A 15,018-nucleotide genomic window follows, 5' to 3' on the forward strand; every position below is an offset into this window, starting at 1 on the left:
GCGGGCGCACCGGGCTCAGCGGTGCCGGAAGTCCGGGGTGCGCTTCTCGGCGAAGGCCGCCATGCCCTCCTTCTGGTCGGCCGTCGCGAACGCCGCGTGGAACAGCCGGCGCTCGAACCTGACCCCCTCCGCGAGGGTGGTCTCGAAGGCCCGGTTCACGCTCTCCTTCATCATGATCGCGGCCGGCGCGGACATCGCCGCCACGGTCTCCGCAGTGGCGAGCGCCTCCGCCAGCAGCTCGGCCGCGGGGACGATCCGGGAGACCAGCCCGGCCCGCTCGGCCTCCTCCGCACCCATCATCCGGCCGGTCAGGCAGAGCTCCATGGCCTTGGCCTTGCCGATCGCCCTGGTCAGGCGCTGCGAGCCGCCGATCCCGGGGATGACACCGAGCTTGATCTCCGGCTGCCCGAACTTGGCGGTGTCCGCCGCCAGCAGGATGTCGCAGAGCATCGCCAGCTCGCAGCCGCCGCCCAGCGCGAAGCCGGCGACCGCCGCGACCACCGGCTTGCGCAGCTGCCCGAGCCGGTCCCACGGCCCCAGCCAGTCGTCCAGGTAGACGTCCGGGAAGCCGTTGCCCTGCATCTCCTTGATGTCGGCGCCCGCCGCGAAGGCCTTCTCCGAGCCGGTGACGACCAGACAGCCGATCCCCGGGTCCCGGTCGAAGGCGGTGGCGGCCGTGACCACCTCGTTCATCAGCTGGTTGTTGAGCGCGTTGAGCGCCTTGGGACGGTTGAGGGTGATCAGGCCGACCCGGCCCTTGCGCTCGACGAGGATGGTCTCGTACTCGGTCGACATGTCGTCGGTCATCGCCATTGACTCCCATTCCCTGCTCCGGCGGCACGAGGCGCGCCCTGACGGTCCCACGATCCACGACGGGCCCCGCCGGGCGCCAGTCTTGGCATGCGAGACGGTGGTCACCAGCCGGCGGCCGGGGCCAGCCCGAGTTCGTCCGCCCCGCGCGGGGCGAAGAAGCGGTCCACGTCGGCCGCGGTGACCTCGGCGAGGGTGGCGGGGGACCAGTGCGGGTCACGGTCCTTGTCGACCACCTGGGCCCGGATTCCCTCGACCAGGTCGGGGGCGTCCAGGGCGGCGCAGGAGACCCGGTACTCCTGGTCCAGCGCGGCCTCCAGCGAGTCGAGGCCGCGGGCCCGGCGCAGCGCGGCGAGGGTGACCTTCAGCGCCGTCGGCGACTTGGCCAGGATCTGCTCGGCGGCCTCCTTGGCCTCGGGGACGCCGGCGGCGAGCAGCCGCTCCACGATCTCCTCGACGGTGTCGGCCGCGTAGCAGGAGTCGATCCAGTCGCGCTGGCCGGCCAGGCCCGCGGCCGGGGCGGGCCCGGCGAACTCCCGCAGGGCCTCGGCCGGTTCGCCGCCGGCCAGAGCGGCGGTGAAGGCGGCCAGCCGGGTGCCGGGGACGAAGTGGTCGGCGAAGCCGCAGAGCAGCGCGTCCCCGGCGTCCATCGAGGTGGCGGTGAGGCCCAGGTGGGTGCCGAGTTCGCCGGGTGCGCGGGCCAGCAGCAGGCTGCCGCCGACGTCCGGGACGAGCCCGATCCGGGTCTCGGGCATCGCCACGGTGGAGCGCTCGGTGACGATCCGCACGCCGGCGTGGGCGGAGAGGCCGACCCCGCCGCCCATGGTGATGCCGTCCATCACCGCGACGTACGGCTTGGGGTAGCGGGCGATCAGCGCGTTCAGCCGGTACTCGTCCCGGAAGAACGCGCGGGCGCCGGCCCCGCCGGCCTTGGCGTCGTCGTGGATGGCCCGGATGTCCGCGCCCGCGCAGAGGCCGCGTTCGCCGGCGCCGGTGAGTACGACGGTGGCGACCGAGTCGTCCCCGGCCCAGGCGTCGAGCGCCTCGCGGACGGCGGTCAGCATGCCGTGGGTGAGCGAGTTGAGGGCGCGCGGGCGGTCCAGCACGATCCGGCCGGCCCGGCCGTCCCTGTGCAGCTGTACCTCGGTGGTCATCGGGCCGCTCCCTCCGCTCGGTGCCGGTTCAAGATCTCCCCGACACCGTACCCGGCCCGGTGGCGCGGCCGGCCGGGCCGGGTACAGGCGGCACGAGGCCCGCACCGCCGGGCCGGCCCAGGGCGAGTCAGGGCAGGACGCGGCCGGTGACCTCGCCGAAGCCGATCACGGCGCCGTCCGGGCCCGGCGCGGTCGCCGAGATGGTGACCTCGTCGTCGTTCTCCAGGAAGGCCCGGGTGCTGCCGTCGGGCAGCTTGACCGGGTCCTCGCCGTTCCAGGTCAGCTCGATCAGCGCGCCGCGGGTCTCCTTCCCGGGGCCGCTGACCGTCCCGGAGGCGAACAGGTCGCCGGTGCGCAGCGAGGCGCCGTTGGCGGTCATCTGGGCGAGCTGCTGGGCACCGGTCCAGTACATGGTGGCGAAGGGCGGCCGCGAGACGGTGTGCCCGTTCAGCCGGACCTCCATGGCGATGTCCAGCCCCCAGGGCTCGCCGCCCCGGTCGTCCAGGTACGGCAGCGGCTCGACGTCGCGGGCCGGCGGCGCCACCCGGGCGTGCTCCAGCGCCTCCAGCGGGACGATCCACGGCGAGACCGAGGTGGCGAAGGACTTCCCCAGGAACGGGCCGAGCGGCACGTACTCCCAGGCCTGGATGTCGCGCGCGGACCAGTCGTTGACCAGGCAGACGCCGAACACGTGCTCGGCGAAGCCGTCCATCGGTACGGGCGTGCCGAGCTCGGACGGGGTGCCCACGACGAAGCCGATCTCGGCCTCGATGTCCAGGCGCCTGGTCGGCCCGAAGTCCGGTACGGCGTCGGTGGGCGCCTTGCGCTGCCCGTGCGGGCGGACCACCGGGGTGCCGGAGACCACCACGGTGCCGGCCCGCCCGTGGTAACCGATCGGCAGGTGCTTCCAGTTGGGGGTGAGCGGCTCGGCGCCGGGGCGGAAGATCCGGCCCAGATTGGTGGCGTGGTGCTCGGAGGCGTAGAAGTCGACGTAGTCGGCGACCTCGAACGGCAGGTGCATGGTGGCCTCGGCCACCGGCACCAGCAGCGGCGAGAGCGCGTCCCGGTAGGTCTCGTCGGTGAGCCAGGCCGTCAGCCCGGCCCGGATCTGCGCCCAGGCCGGGCGTCCGGCGGCCAGCAGCGGGCCCAGCGAGTCGGCGTCGAGCAGGACCGAGGGCACCCCGGCGGCCCGGGCCGCGCCGCCCGCGTCGAGCACGAAGTCGCCGATCCGCACGCCGATCCGGCGCCGGCCCGGGCGGGCCGCGGTGCTGAAGACCCCGTACGGGAGGTTGTGCACGCCGAACGGCGAGTCCTGCGCGGAGGCGAGCCAGGAGCGGGCGGTGGTCAACGGTCCTCCAGGGGCGGTCGTGCGGGGGGTGTCAGCAGGCCGAGTCCGGCCAGGTCGTCCAGCGGTTCGGCGATGCTGCAGGTGCCGAAGGCGGTGAAGGAGGCGCGGGCCAGCTCCACCTGAGGTCCGGTCAGGGCCGATGCGGCGCCCGCGAGGATACCGCCCGACCGCTCCCGCAGGGCCAGCGCCGCGCCCTCCCGGCCGTCCTGCCGCGCGACGAAGGCGGCCAGCAGGACGTTCAGGAAGCCGTGGTGCTCGAAGCCGGTGGCCGGATCGGTGTGCCGGACGGCGTGGTGCAGGCCGGCCGTGCACTTGTACGGGATGCCGCGCTCGGCGCAGCCCGCCAGGAACCCCGCCAGCTCCCCCTCGTCGGGGAACGCCTCGGCGCTCAGCCCGCCGGTGCGGAACTTGGCCCGGTAGGGCGTCCCCGCGAGGACGTCCAGCGAGGCCTCCAGCCCGGCTCCGCGCGGGAGTTCCACGGCGGCGGGCACTCCGGCCGGCAGGTGCGCGTCCAGCGCCTCGACGGCCGCCCTGACGTCCGCGGCGGTGGGGCCGACGCCGCCGAGCTCCACGCCGGCCAACCGGATCCCGCCCGGTTCGAAGCCCGCCACCGTCCTCAGCGCGGCCGGCAGGGTCGCGCTGCCCCCCGGCAGCACGATCCCGACCCGCAGCGGGACCTCCGTCAGGTACGGCAACTCGCCGAGCCGGGCCGCCCCGCAGAGGAACGGCCCGACCGCGGCGGCGTACCAGGCGGTGCGGTGCGCGCGGTGCGCGGGCACCGCGAGGGCCGGCGGCAGGTCCCCCGGGGGGAAGACCGCCGCGTCGTCGAACAGGCCCCGGAACAGCGGCGGGACCTCCCCGCCCGGCGGCTGCGGGCTCATCGGCCCGGGCCCCGGCCGGACCACGTCCAGGCGTAGCCCGGGTCCTCGCTCGCCCGGCCGCCCTCGCCCAGCTCCAGCGGGCGGAAGGTGTCGACCATCACCGCGAGCTCGTCGAAGAACTCGGCGCCGATGCTGCGCTCGTAGGCGCCCGGCTGCGGCCCGTGGGTGTGCCCACCCGGGTGCAGCGAGATCGAGCCCTGGGCGATGCCGGAGCCCTTGCGGGCCGCGTAGTCCCCGCCGCAGTAGAACATCACCTCGTCGCTGTCCACGTTGGAGTGGTAGTACGGCACCGGGATGGACAGCGGGTGGTAGTCGACCTTGCGCGGCACGAAGTTGCAGATCACGAAGCCGTTGCCCTCGAACACCTGGTGGGCGGGCGGCGGCTGGTGGATCCGGCCGGTGATCGGCTCGTAGTCGGCGATGTTGAAGGCGTACGGGTAGAGGCAGCCGTCCCAGCCGACCACGTCGAAGGGGTGGTGCGGCACGGTGTACCGGGTGCCGGCGATCCCGTTCGGGCCGCGGTGCTTGACCAGCACGTCGACGTCGCCGCCCTCGCCCGCGACCGTCTCGGCCAGCAGCGGCCCGGCCGGCCCGCGCAGGTCCCGCTCGCAGTACGGCGCGTGCTCCAGCAACTGGCCGTACTTGGACAGGTAGCGCTTGACCGGGGTGATGTGGCTGTTCGCCTCGATGCAGTAGGCCCGCAGCGGCTCGTCCCCGGTGGGGACCCAGCGGTGGGTGGTGGCCCGGGGGATGATCACGTAGTCGCCCTGGCCGACCTCCAGCGAACCGAAGACCGTCTCCACCGTGCCCGCGCCGGACTCCACGTACACGCACTCGTCGCCGAGACCGTTGCGGTACAGCTCGCTCGGCGCGCCGGCCACCACGTAGCCGATCCGGACGTCGCCGTTGCCGAGCACCAGGCGCCGCCCGGCGACCACGTCGGTGGACTTCCACTCCTGGCCGGCGAACAGCTCGTGCAGCTTCAGGTGGCGGGGGAGCAGCGGGTGGTTGGGCACCGTGGACTGGTCCGGCAGCTCCCAGGGCACGGCGTTCACCACGGCCGACGGGATACCCCGGTGGTAGAGCAGCGAGGAGTCCGAGGAGAAGCCCTCCTCGCCCATCAGCTCCTCGTAGTACAGCCCCCCCTCGGGGGTGCGGTGCTGGGTGTGCCGCTTGGGCGGAATGCTGCCCAGCTGCCGGTAGTGCGCCATGGTCCGCTCTCCCTTGAGCCGATCGGTGGCCGGTCGGACCGGCCGGCCGGGTGCGCTGCCCCCGGCCGGCCGGCACCCCGGTCAGAGGTTGCCGCGACGGTCCTGCTCGCGCTCGATGGACTCGAAGAGCGCCTTGAAGTTGCCCTTCCCGAAGCCGAGCGAACCGTGCCGCTCGATGAACTCGAAGAACACCGTCGGCCGGTCGCCCTGCGGCTTGGTGAAGATCTGCAGCAGGTAGCCGTCCTCGTCACGATCGACCAGGATGCCGCGCTTCTTGAGCTCCTCCACCGGGACCCGGACGTGGCCGATCCGGGCGCGCAGCTCCGGGTCGTCGTAGTACGAGTCGGGGGTGGACAGGAACTCCACGCCGCGCGAGCGCAGCACGTCCACCGTGGTGAGGATGTCGTTGGTGGCGAGCGCCAGGTGCTGGCAGCCGGGGCCGCCGTAGAACTCCAGGTACTCGTCGATCTGCGACTTCTTCTTGGCCACGGCGGGCTCGTTCAGCGGGAACTTCACCCGGTGGTTGCCGCTGGCGACCACCTTGCTCATCAGCGCCGAGTACTCGGTGGCGATGTCGTCGCCGACGAACTCGGCCATGTTCACGAAGCCCATGACCTTGTTGTAGAAGCCCACCCACTCGTTCATGTGGCCGAGCTCGACGTTGCCGACCGCGTGGTCGAGCGCCTGGAAGAGCCGCTTCGGGGCGCCCTCGGGGCGCTCCACCCTGGTCTCGGCGACGACGTAGCCCGGCAGGTAGGGGCCGTGGTAGCGGGAGCGGTCGACCAGGGTGTGGCGGGTCTCGCCGTAGGTCGCGATCGCGGCGCGGCGCACGGTGCCGTTCTCGTCGGAGACGTCGTTCGGCTCCTCCAGGATGCGGGCGCCCTGGGCACGGGCGTGCGCGATGCACTTGTCCACGTCCGGGACCTCGATCGCCAGGTCGACGACGCCGTCGCCGTGCCGGCGGTGGTGCTCCAGCAGCGGGCTGTCCGGGGCCACCCCGCCCTTGATCACGAAGCGGCAGGAGCCGGAGCGCAGCACGAAGGCCTTGCGGTCGCGGCGGCCGGTCTCGGGGCCGGAGTAGGCGACCAGCTCCATGCCGAAGACGACCTGGTACAGCTGGGCCGTCAGGGTGGCGTTGCCGACGACGAAGACCACCGCGTCCTGGGCGATCACCGGGAAGGGGTCGGCGGCGGGGTCGTGCTCGACCAGGCCCACCAGGCGGCGCAGCTGCTCGGCGTCGAGGCCGGCCTCGCGCTCCTCGGGGGTCAGCTCAAGGGCGTGTGACTGGGTGGTCATCGGTCTTCCTCCGCAGTGAGGCGTCCGCGCCGCGGGGGTGGGCGGTGCGGTTGATCGCCGAGCTTGCTCCAGCCGGGCGGATTGCACAACAGGTGGGGATTCCACTGCTCAATGTGTACAAGGTGAGCAGGAAATCCGCCGCCGCGCTGCACAGATTGCCCGGTCCTCGGCGGCTCGGGCCCGGGCCCGGCCGTCGGCTTCACGAGCGCTCCGGCGCCGGCCGGACGGGGCCGGTGAGGTGGCGCAGGAACCAGTCGCGGGCGAGTCCCGCCGCCGCCGCCAGCGTCCCCGGTTCCTCGAACAGGTGGGTGGCGTGCGGCACGACCGCCAGCTCGTTCGGGCAGCGCAGCCGCTCCCGGGCGCGTTCGTTGAGCTCGGCCACCACCGGGTCGCGGCCGCCGACGATCAGCAGGGTCGGGGCGCGGACCCGGCCCAGCCAGCTGCCCGCGAGGTCCGGGCGCCCGCCCCGGGAGACCACGGCCGCCGGCTGCGCGCCGTCCTGGCCGGCGGCCCAGAGCGCGGCGGCGGCGCCGGTGCTGGCGCCGAAGTAGCCGACCGGCAGGCCCACCGCCCAGCGCTCGTAGGTCAGCCGGTCGGTGACCTGGGCCAGCCGGCCGCCCAGCAGCGCCACGTCGAAGACCTTGTGCCGGTCCGGCTCCTCCGCCTCGGTGAGCAGGTCGAACAGCAGGGTGGCCAATCCGGCCCGGTTCAGCACCTCGGCGACGAAGCGGTTGCGCGGGCTGTGCCGGCTGCTCCCGCTGCCGTGCGCGAACACCACCACCCCGGTGGCGCCGTCCGGGACGGTGAGCCGGCCGCCGAGCCGGCTGCCGTCGGCCAGCACGGTGACCTCGCGGTCGGTGCCCGGCGGGCCGGCGAACCGGCTCAGGCAGCGCAGCACCTCGGCGTCATCGGTCTGGGTGAAGTCCTCGTAGAACTCGCCGATGGCGAAGAACGGGGACGGGGTGGCGACACAGACCAGCTGGTCGGCGACGTCGCCCAGCCGGACGGTCCAGTCCTTGGGCGCCACCGGCACGGCGAGCACCACCAGGGCGGCGCCCCGGGCCCGGACGATCTCGCAGGCGGCCCTGGCGGTGGAGCCGGTGGCGACGCCGTCGTCGACCACCACCACGGTGCGCCCGCGCAGGTCGGCGGGAGACCGGCCGCCGCGGTAGCGCTCGGCCCGGCGCTCCAGCTCGGCCCGTTCGGTCCGCTCGACCTGGGCGATCTGGCCGGGCGAGGCGCCCGCCGTCCTGACCACCTGGTCGTTGATCACCCGGGCGCCGTCCTCGCCGATCGCGCCCATCCCCAGCTCCGGCTGGGAGGGCACGCCCAGCTTGCGGATCACGCAGATGTCGAGCGGGGCGTCGAGCGCGTCGGCGACCTCGGCGGCCACCGGCACCCCGCCGCGCGGGAGGGCGACCACCACGAGGGGCTCGCCGCGCAGGTGTCCGAGCCGGGTGGCGAGTTGTCGTCCGGCGTCCGTCCGGTCGGTGAAGTGCGTACCCGTGAAGTGCATGACCGCCGCCTCCACGGTCCACGGTACGTCTCGGAGCGGTGGTCGGGGTGGTCGGGCGGGGGCGCCGGCCGCCCGGTCGGCGGTACGGGCCACAGGGCGGGGCGGGGGTCCGGCGGACGGCCGGGAGGTACGGGGGAGCGGCCCGGCGGCCGGGCGCGGGCGCGGTGCCTCTTGACGAAACCTTTATCCGGCCTAATCATCATGGTCGCGTCAACTGTGCGGGAAGGGGTCGACCGGCCCACCCGCCCGTTCCTGACGTCCGTTCCGTTCTGCCCCACCAGAATCTGGAGCCTCCATTGAGCCAGCGCGCCCTGCGGCGATCCCGCCTGCGCCGATCCGCCCTCGCGACCGGGGCGGCCCTCACCGTCGCCGCCGCCGTGTTCGCCCCCGCCGCCCAGGCCGCCCGGCCCGCGGCGCCGGCCGCCCCGGCGGCCGCACCCTCCGCCGCCCTGGCCGCACCGGACATCCCGGTCGCCAACGTCAAGGCGCACCTCGCCCAACTGCAGTCGATAGCCACCGCCAACGGCGGCAACCGGGCCCACGGCAAGGCCGGTTACAAGGCCTCGATCGACTACGTGAAGGGCAAGCTGGACGCGGCCGGGTTCACCACCACGCTGCAGTCCTACACCTACAGCGGCGCCACCAGCTGGAACCTGATCGCGGACTGGCCGGGCGGCGACGCCTCGCACGTCGTGATGGTCGGCGCCCACCTCGACTCGGTGACGGCCGGCCCCGGCATCAACGACGACGGGTCCGGCTCGGCCGGCATCCTGGAGGCAGCGCTGGCCGTCTCCCGCGCAGCGCTGCAACCCGCCAAGCACCTGCGGTTCGGCTGGTGGGGCACCGAGGAGGCCGGCATGGTCGGCTCCAAGAACTACGTCAACAGCCTCTCCAGCGCGGACCGTTCGAAGATCGAGGCCTACCTCAACTTCGACATGATCGGCTCGCCCAACCCCGGCTACTTCGTCTACGACGACGCCGCCGCCCTGGACCAGCTGTTCCAGACCTACTTCTCCGGCCTGGGCGTCGCCACCGAGCCCGAGACCGAGGGCGACGGCCGCTCCGACCACTCGCCGTTCAAGAACGCGGGCATCCCGGTCGGCGGCCTGTTCAGCGGCGCCGACTACATCAAGACCAGCGCCCAGGCCGCCAAGTGGGGCGGCACCTCCGGCCAGGCCTTCGACCGCTGCTACCACCAGTCCTGCGACACCTCGGCCAACATCAACGACGTCGCGCTGGACCGGATGAGCGACGCGATCGCGTACGCGCTGTGGACCCTGGGCACCGGGACGACCACCCCGCCCACCGGGACGGTCTTCGAGAACACCGCCGACGTCGCCGTCCCGGACAACGGCGCGGCCGTGACCTCCTCGGTCACGGTCACCGGTCGCACCGGGAACGCCCCCGCCGCGCTCGCGGTCGGCGTGGACATCAAGCACACCTACCGCGGTGACCTGGTGATCGACCTGGTCGCCCCGGACGGCTCCACGTACCGGCTGAAGAACTCCAGCAGCAGCGACTCCGCCGACAACGTGATCACCACCTACACGGTGAACGCGTCCAGCGAGGTCGCCAACGGCACCTGGAAGCTCAAGGTGCAGGACGTGGCCGCGCAGGACACCGGCTACATCGACAGCTGGAAGCTCACCTTCTGAGCCGCTCCGGCCGGGCCCGCCGGGCCCGGCCGGAACCGCGGCACGGCCCGGACCCCACGGGCCTCCTGAACCCCGGGTGGGGTGCCGCCCGGGCCACGGGTGCGGGCGCCGCCGAGCAGTGCGGCGCCCGCACCCGGTCAGCCGTCAGCCGTCGGTGGCCGGCCGTCAGCAGTGCGGTCCGTGCGGTCCCTCCCGTGGGCGGGGCCGCCGTCAGGCCGGCATCTCGTACGCGCCGGCCAGGCCCTCGACCTGGGCCCAGACCCGGGCCGAGCGGCCGGCGTCCGCCACCGGGCGGCGCAGGTGCGCCAGTGCCCAGGCGGCCTGCTCCTCGCTCGCGCCGGACTTGCCGTGCAGCTCGGTGGCGTGGGTGGAGAAGTCGCGCACCAGCACGTCGAAGATCTCGTCCAGCAGATCGCCGTCCAGGCCCGTCGACTCCGCCTGCTCCAGCACCAGCTGGCCGTAGACCACGAGCGCGAACAGCTGGCCCAGCGAGAGCAGGAAGTCGAGGTCCTGCTGCTGCTCCGGGCTCGGCGCATGGGCGGCCAGCAGCGCGCAGAGGCCGTCGGCCTGCTCACGGAACCGGGCCACGTTCGGCACCCGGGCGTGCGTGTCGTAGGCCGTGCGCCAGTCGTGGAAGCGGATCGCCCCGAGGCCGCGGGCCGGGCCCTGACGGAACAGGAACTCGTCGTCGGCGGCGTCCAGCCGGCTCGGGACGGGCGCGTACTCGGCCGGGTTGAACAGGTAGTTGCCCATGAACTTGAGGATCAGGGCCAGGTTGACGTGGACCGTGCCCTCCAGCTTCGGCAGGCCGCGGATGTCCTTCGCCGCCTTGTCGAAGTAGGTGTCCGCCTCGAAGCCCTTGGCCGCGATGACGTCCCACATCAGGTCGATGACCTTCTCGCCCTCGGTGGTGACCTTCATCTTGGTCATCGGGTTGAAGAGCAGGTAGCGGCGGTCCTCGGGGGAGGCCGAGCGGAAGTAGTCCGCGGCCCGGGCGCTGAACAGCTTCATCGCGGCGAGCCGGGCGTAGGCGTCCGTCAACTCCCTTCGCACGTGCGGGAAGTCGGTGACCTTCTTGCCGTAGAGCACCCGGTTGTGGGCGTGCGTCACAGCCTCGTACATGGCGTGCTCGCAGATGCCGACCGAGGCCGTGCAGAGGTTGAACTTGCCGACGTTGACGGTGTTCAGCGCGGCGTCGAAGGCGGCTTTGCCGGTGTGCAGGACGTCCTCCGCGCGCACCGGGTACTCGTCGAGGCGGAACTCGCTGACGTACATCTGCGCGTTGACCACGTTCTTGACCAGGTGGTACGCCTCGTGCCGGCTGTCGGCGGCGAAGAAGACGTACCCCTCCGGGCCCTCGACGTCGGAGCGGCGGCCGAACACCGAGACCAGGCCGGCCACGTTGCCGTTGCCGATGTAGTACTTGGAGCCGCTGGCGGTGAACCCGCCCTCGCCGTCCGGGGTGAGGATCATGTCGGTGGAGTAGATGTCGGCGCCGTGGCTGCGCTCGGACAGCCCGAAGGCCATCACGTGACCCTCGGTCAGGAGCTTCGCGGCGCGGGCCCGGACGGCCTCGTTCTCGCTCTGCCAGACCGGGCCGAGGCCCAGGATGGTGACCTGCCAGGTGTACCAGTAGCCGAGCCCGTAGAAGCCGAGGATCTCGTTCAGCTCGGCGATCCGCGCGGTGTCCCAGCGCTTCGCCTCGGCGCCGGCCTCCTCGCCCGCCTCGCCGGCCGGCGTCAGGAAGGCCGCGAACAGGCCCTCCTTGGCCGCGAACTCGAGGAAGTCGCCGTACCAGGCACGGTCGACGTAGGTGTCGATCAGGGCCTTCTTGCCGCGCGACTCGAACCAGTCGACGGTGGCGCGCAGCAGCCGGCGGGTCGGCTCGTCGAACTGCGCGGGGTCGTAGGTACGCGGGTTGAACAGCATGGTGTCGTCCCTGGGGGTTGAGGGTTCAGTTGCCGAGGCGGTGCAGGGTGGCGAGCACGTCGTCCAGCCAGGCGAGGGTCATCCGCTCGTACTCGATGCCGCCCCGCAGCACCACGTGCTGCAACTGCTGCTGGGCGTCGAGCGCGGCGCCGGCGGGGAAGTCGCGCCGCTCGCCGGAGAGGTAGCGCGCGAGCAGCGCCGCGTGGCTCTCCCGGTGCCGCTCGACCTCGGCGACCAGCGCGGACGGGTCGTCGAAGGCGGCCGCCCGGATCTTGACGGCCAGCTCGTGCCGGACGGTCTCCGGCTCGACGGGTTCGCGCAGCCAGCCGGCCAGCACGGCCCGGCCCGGCGCGGCGGCCGAGTAGACCTTCTTGTCCGGCCGGCCGTCCTGGGCGACCTCTTCGGCGGCGATCCAGCCGTCCGCCTCCATCCGCCGCAGCACCCGGTAGATCTGCTGGTGGGTGGCGGTCCAGAAGCGTCCGATGGAGCGGTCGAACCGCCGGGCCAGCTCGTACCCGGAGCCGGGCTGCTCCAGCAGTGAGACGAGGATCGCGTGCTCCAGTGCCATGCCCGCATCCTGCTATGCAACGAGTTGCATAGGCAATGCCACCCCGCCCGGATGAGACACAGCTCACCCGGGTCGGCCGGGACCGGTCGCAGAGACCGGACGGGATGCCGGGGCGATCGCCTCCGGGCCCGGAGGGGCGGGCGGTAGCATCGCCGGCATGGAGCGGATCACCAGTCATCCGAACGTCCGGGCCGTCGAGGCGGCGCTGCGGGCCGGCGGCGCGAGTCCGGCGGTCCGGGTGCTGCCGGAGACGGCGCCCACCGCCCTGGCCGCCGCGCAGCAGCTCGGCTGCGACGTCGGGGCGATCGCCAACAGTCTGGTCTTCGACGCCGACGGGGCCCCGCTGCTGGTACTCACCAGCGGCGCGCACCGGGTGGACACGGCGAAGCTCGCGGTCCTGATCGGGGCGGCCAGGATCCGGCGCGCCACGCCCGAGTTCGTCCGGGAGCACACCGGCCAGCCGATCGGCGGGGTCGCGCCGGTCGGCCACCCGGCCCCGGTGCGCACGCTGGTGGACGAGACCCTCGCCGCGCACCCCGAGGTCTGGGCGGCCGCCGGGCACCCCCACACGGTCTTCCCGACCACCTTCGCGCAGCTCCTCGCCCTGACCGGCGGCGCCGCGGTACCGGTGAACTGAGACCCGCGCCCGGCGCCGCGGTGCCGAGGCGTGCCCGGGCGGGCGCGAGCGCGAAGAATGGCCGGGTGACGACGGACGAGACGCGACTCCTGCGCCGGCGAATGCATGCCCAGTTCGGCCCCGCCGGCCCCCACGAGGCACCCTCCGCCGGCCCCCACGAGGCACCCTCCGGCGGCCCGCGCGGTCCGGGGCGCTCGGGCAGGGTGGCGGCCGTGGCCGGGCGGGCCGCCGGTGTCCAGGCCCAGGACGCGGCGGCGGCCCGGCTCGGCCTGCGCGCCCGGGGCGTCGACGCGGCCGCCGAGGTCGACGCGGCGTACCGGTCCGGCGAGGTGGTCGCCAGCTGGCTGATGCGCGGCACCCTGCACCTCGTCCCGGCCGGGGACCTGCCCTGGCTGCTGCGACTCTTCGGCGCCCGCAACCTCGCCGCCGGGGCGGGCCGGCGGCGGCAGCTGGGGCTGACCGACGAGATCTGCGAGCAGGCCGTCGCGCTGCTCCCCGAGGTGCTGGCGGCCCCGCTCGGCCGGGCCGACCTGATCGCCGCGCTGATCGGCCGGGGGGTCGAGGTGGACCCCTCCGGGCAGGCCCCGGCCCATCTGGTGGCGTACGCGGCGGCGCGCGGCCTGCTCTGCCGGGGCGCCGAGGTGGCCCCGCGCGAGCCCGGCTACGTCCTGCGGCCGGGCCCGCCGCCAGGTCCGCCGGAGCCGCCGGGTCCGCCCGAGGAGGCGGACCTGGCCGCGCTCGCCGTCCGCTACCTGGCCGCCTTCGGCCCGGCCGGCGCCGCCGATCTGGCCGCCTGGTCGGGGCTGCCGCTGACGGCCTGCCGGCGGGCCGTCGCGGCGGCCGGGCTCCCCGAGGTGGCCCCCGGGCTGTTCGCCGGCCCCGGCGCCGAGCCCCCGTCGGGCGGGCCGGACGGCGGGCCCGAGTCCGGGCCGGAGTCCGGGCCCGTGGTCCGGCTGCTCGGGGCGTACGACAACTACCTGCTGGGCTACCGCGACCGGACGGTCATGCTGGACCCGGCCTTCGCCAGGCGGATCAACGCCGGCGGCGGGGTCGTCCGCCCCGCGCTGGTGGCCGACGGGCGGGTGCTCGGGCGCTGGGCGGCCGAACGCTCCCGGGGCACGGTGACCGTGCTGGTGGAGCCCTTCGGCCCGATCCCCGGGCCGGTCCGCGAGGGTTTGCGGGCCGAGGTGGCGGCCGTCGGCCGGTTCCTGGAGGTGGCGGCGGAGCTGCGGATCGCCCGCCCCTGACGTTCGGGGGCCGGGAATCGTTCCCGAAAAAGGGGCAAAGTGTTAGAAAAGGTCCAAAATGGGTAGTGGGCTTGCGCCTTCCATGTTCCGCAACCAAGGAGGTGGTATCGGTGTCTACCCAGATTCCGATGGGCATGGAGCATCACCCGGACATCGTCGAACTCCGGGAGCACTACGAGCGCGTCACCTCGACGCCGGCCGCTCAGGGCGTCGAGGCGCTGGCGGTCCTGGCCGGGCTCTTCCTGGCGATCTCGCCCTGGGTGGTCGGGTTCAGCGGCTTCCTGGGCTTCACGACGCTGGTCGTCAACAACCTGATCCTCGGCCTGGCGTTCGCCCTGCTCATGGGCGGCTACGGCTCCGCCTACGAGCGCACCCACGCCCGTGCCTGGGCGGCGACGGCGATCGGTGTCTGGTGCATGATCGCGCCTTGGGTGGTCTCCGGGAACGTGGACGTCCGGCGGACCATCACGACCAATCTGATCACCGGCGGCTGCATGGTGCTCCTCGGACTGGCCGCCATCTCGATGGCGTCCATGACGGCGAGCGGCGCGGCCATGCGCCGGGGCTCCGGCGGTCGTGCCACCGGCGGCGGCCGCGCGGGCGGAGGAGGCGCCTGATCCGTCGCGCCCCCCTGGGCCCGGGGCGCCACACCGAGGGCGCAGGCGCGACTTGCCTGCGCCCTCCGGCCCGACCGGCCTCGGGAGCCGGGCGGGCCCGGGCCGCCGGGCGCCCTCGGCGGGCGCGGCGGCCCCACCGAGGGGCGGCG

At 73.9% G+C, this 15,018-nt stretch carries 13 protein-coding genes; 4 read left to right on the top strand and 9 right to left on the bottom strand.

Features of this window, described 5'->3' with window-relative positions; translation table 11 throughout:
• Nucleotides 1-15 precede the first annotated feature (15 nt).
• The 7 genes from J2S46_RS30775 to J2S46_RS30805 all read right to left on the bottom strand — a co-directional run bounded on the left by J2S46_RS30775 (nucleotide 16) and on the right by J2S46_RS30805 (nucleotide 8,216).
• On the bottom strand, nucleotides 16-795 hold the full coding sequence (locus J2S46_RS30775) for an enoyl-CoA hydratase (protein ID WP_073922955.1): 780 nt from the start codon (nucleotides 793-795) through the stop codon (nucleotides 16-18).
• Nucleotides 796-914: 119 nt separating this feature from the next.
• The gene (locus J2S46_RS30780) at nucleotides 915-1,964 is read right to left on the bottom strand and encodes an enoyl-CoA hydratase/isomerase family protein (protein ID WP_191287824.1); all 1,050 of its coding nucleotides are present in this window, start codon (nucleotides 1,962-1,964) and stop codon (nucleotides 915-917) included.
• Between the two features lie 127 nt (nucleotides 1,965-2,091).
• Nucleotides 2,092-3,312: a fumarylacetoacetase gene (gene fahA, locus J2S46_RS30785; protein WP_191287825.1), complete on the bottom strand. Its 1,221-nt coding sequence runs from the start codon at nucleotides 3,310-3,312 to the stop codon at nucleotides 2,092-2,094.
• The gene (locus J2S46_RS30790) at nucleotides 3,309-4,193 is read right to left on the bottom strand and encodes a hypothetical protein (protein WP_191287826.1); all 885 of its coding nucleotides are present in this window, start codon (nucleotides 4,191-4,193) and stop codon (nucleotides 3,309-3,311) included. The genes fahA and J2S46_RS30790 overlap by 4 nt, the downstream gene beginning before the upstream one ends.
• Complete coding sequence (locus tag J2S46_RS30795) at nucleotides 4,190-5,404, bottom strand: homogentisate 1,2-dioxygenase (protein ID WP_191287827.1); 1,215 nt, start codon at nucleotides 5,402-5,404, stop codon at nucleotides 4,190-4,192. The genes J2S46_RS30790 and J2S46_RS30795 overlap by 4 nt, the downstream gene beginning before the upstream one ends.
• Nucleotides 5,405-5,485: 81 nt before the next feature.
• Nucleotides 5,486-6,700 (bottom strand): 4-hydroxyphenylpyruvate dioxygenase, encoded by a 1,215-nt coding sequence (hppD, locus tag J2S46_RS30800; RefSeq protein WP_191287828.1) that lies wholly within the window; start codon nucleotides 6,698-6,700, stop codon nucleotides 5,486-5,488.
• Between the two features lie 199 nt (nucleotides 6,701-6,899).
• On the bottom strand, nucleotides 6,900-8,216 hold the full coding sequence (locus J2S46_RS30805; protein WP_191287829.1) for a phosphoribosyltransferase family protein: 1,317 nt from the start codon (nucleotides 8,214-8,216) through the stop codon (nucleotides 6,900-6,902).
• A 296-nt stretch (nucleotides 8,217-8,512) separates the two neighbouring features.
• Between J2S46_RS30805 and J2S46_RS30810 the strand changes: the two genes are divergently transcribed.
• Nucleotides 8,513-9,871, top strand: coding sequence for a M28 family metallopeptidase (locus J2S46_RS30810; protein WP_370882264.1), 1,359 nt, complete (start codon nucleotides 8,513-8,515; stop codon nucleotides 9,869-9,871).
• Between the two features lie 210 nt (nucleotides 9,872-10,081).
• Here the strand turns inward: J2S46_RS30810 and J2S46_RS30815 are convergent, their stop codons facing one another.
• Complete coding sequence (locus tag J2S46_RS30815; RefSeq protein WP_191287830.1) at nucleotides 10,082-11,800, bottom strand: acyl-CoA dehydrogenase family protein; 1,719 nt, start codon at nucleotides 11,798-11,800, stop codon at nucleotides 10,082-10,084.
• Nucleotides 11,801-11,825: 25 nt separating this feature from the next.
• Complete coding sequence (locus tag J2S46_RS30820; RefSeq protein WP_190209618.1) at nucleotides 11,826-12,368, bottom strand: PadR family transcriptional regulator; 543 nt, start codon at nucleotides 12,366-12,368, stop codon at nucleotides 11,826-11,828.
• A 157-nt stretch (nucleotides 12,369-12,525) separates the two neighbouring features.
• Here J2S46_RS30820 and J2S46_RS30825 point away from each other — a divergent pair, with 157 nt between their 5' ends.
• The 3 genes from J2S46_RS30825 to J2S46_RS30835 all read left to right on the top strand — a co-directional run bounded on the left by J2S46_RS30825 (nucleotide 12,526) and on the right by J2S46_RS30835 (nucleotide 14,869).
• Nucleotides 12,526-13,005: a YbaK/EbsC family protein gene (locus J2S46_RS30825; protein WP_191287831.1), complete on the top strand. Its 480-nt coding sequence runs from the start codon at nucleotides 12,526-12,528 to the stop codon at nucleotides 13,003-13,005.
• A 65-nt stretch (nucleotides 13,006-13,070) separates the two neighbouring features.
• Complete coding sequence (locus J2S46_RS30830) at nucleotides 13,071-14,252, top strand: winged helix DNA-binding domain-containing protein (protein ID WP_191287832.1); 1,182 nt, start codon at nucleotides 13,071-13,073, stop codon at nucleotides 14,250-14,252.
• Between the two features lie 110 nt (nucleotides 14,253-14,362).
• Nucleotides 14,363-14,869, top strand: a complete 507-nt coding sequence (locus J2S46_RS30835; RefSeq protein ID WP_229911973.1) for an SPW repeat protein — start codon at nucleotides 14,363-14,365, stop codon at nucleotides 14,867-14,869.
• The last annotated feature ends 149 nt before the right edge of the window (nucleotides 14,870-15,018 follow it).

It is taken from the genome of Kitasatospora herbaricolor, from assembly GCF_030813695.1.
Classification (GTDB): Bacteria; Actinomycetota; Actinomycetes; order Streptomycetales; family Streptomycetaceae; genus Kitasatospora; species Kitasatospora herbaricolor.

What these genes read in the sequence shown, in the direction of transcription:
- J2S46_RS30775 (WP_073922955.1), bottom strand. Translation starts at nt 795, where the DNA reads ATGTCGACCGAGTACGAGACCATCCTCGTCGAGCGCAAGGGCCGGGTC.
- J2S46_RS30780 (WP_191287824.1), bottom strand. Translation starts at nt 1,964, where the DNA reads ATGACCACCGAGGTACAGCTGCACAGGGACGGCCGGGCCGGCCGGATC.
- J2S46_RS30790 (WP_191287826.1), bottom strand. Translation starts at nt 4,193, where the DNA reads ATGAGCCCGCAGCCGCCGGGCGGGGAGGTCCCGCCGCTGTTCCGGGGC.
- J2S46_RS30795 (WP_191287827.1), bottom strand. Translation starts at nt 5,404, where the DNA reads ATGGCGCACTACCGGCAGCTGGGCAGCATTCCGCCCAAGCGGCACACC.
- hppD (WP_191287828.1), bottom strand. Translation starts at nt 6,700, where the DNA reads ATGACCACCCAGTCACACGCCCTTGAGCTGACCCCCGAGGAGCGCGAG.
- J2S46_RS30805 (WP_191287829.1), bottom strand. Translation starts at nt 8,216, where the DNA reads ATGCACTTCACGGGTACGCACTTCACCGACCGGACGGACGCCGGACGA.
- J2S46_RS30815 (WP_191287830.1), bottom strand. Translation starts at nt 11,800, where the DNA reads ATGCTGTTCAACCCGCGTACCTACGACCCCGCGCAGTTCGACGAGCCG.
- J2S46_RS30820 (WP_190209618.1), bottom strand. Translation starts at nt 12,368, where the DNA reads ATGGCACTGGAGCACGCGATCCTCGTCTCACTGCTGGAGCAGCCCGGC.
- J2S46_RS30825 (WP_191287831.1), top strand. Translation starts at nt 12,526, where the DNA reads ATGGAGCGGATCACCAGTCATCCGAACGTCCGGGCCGTCGAGGCGGCG.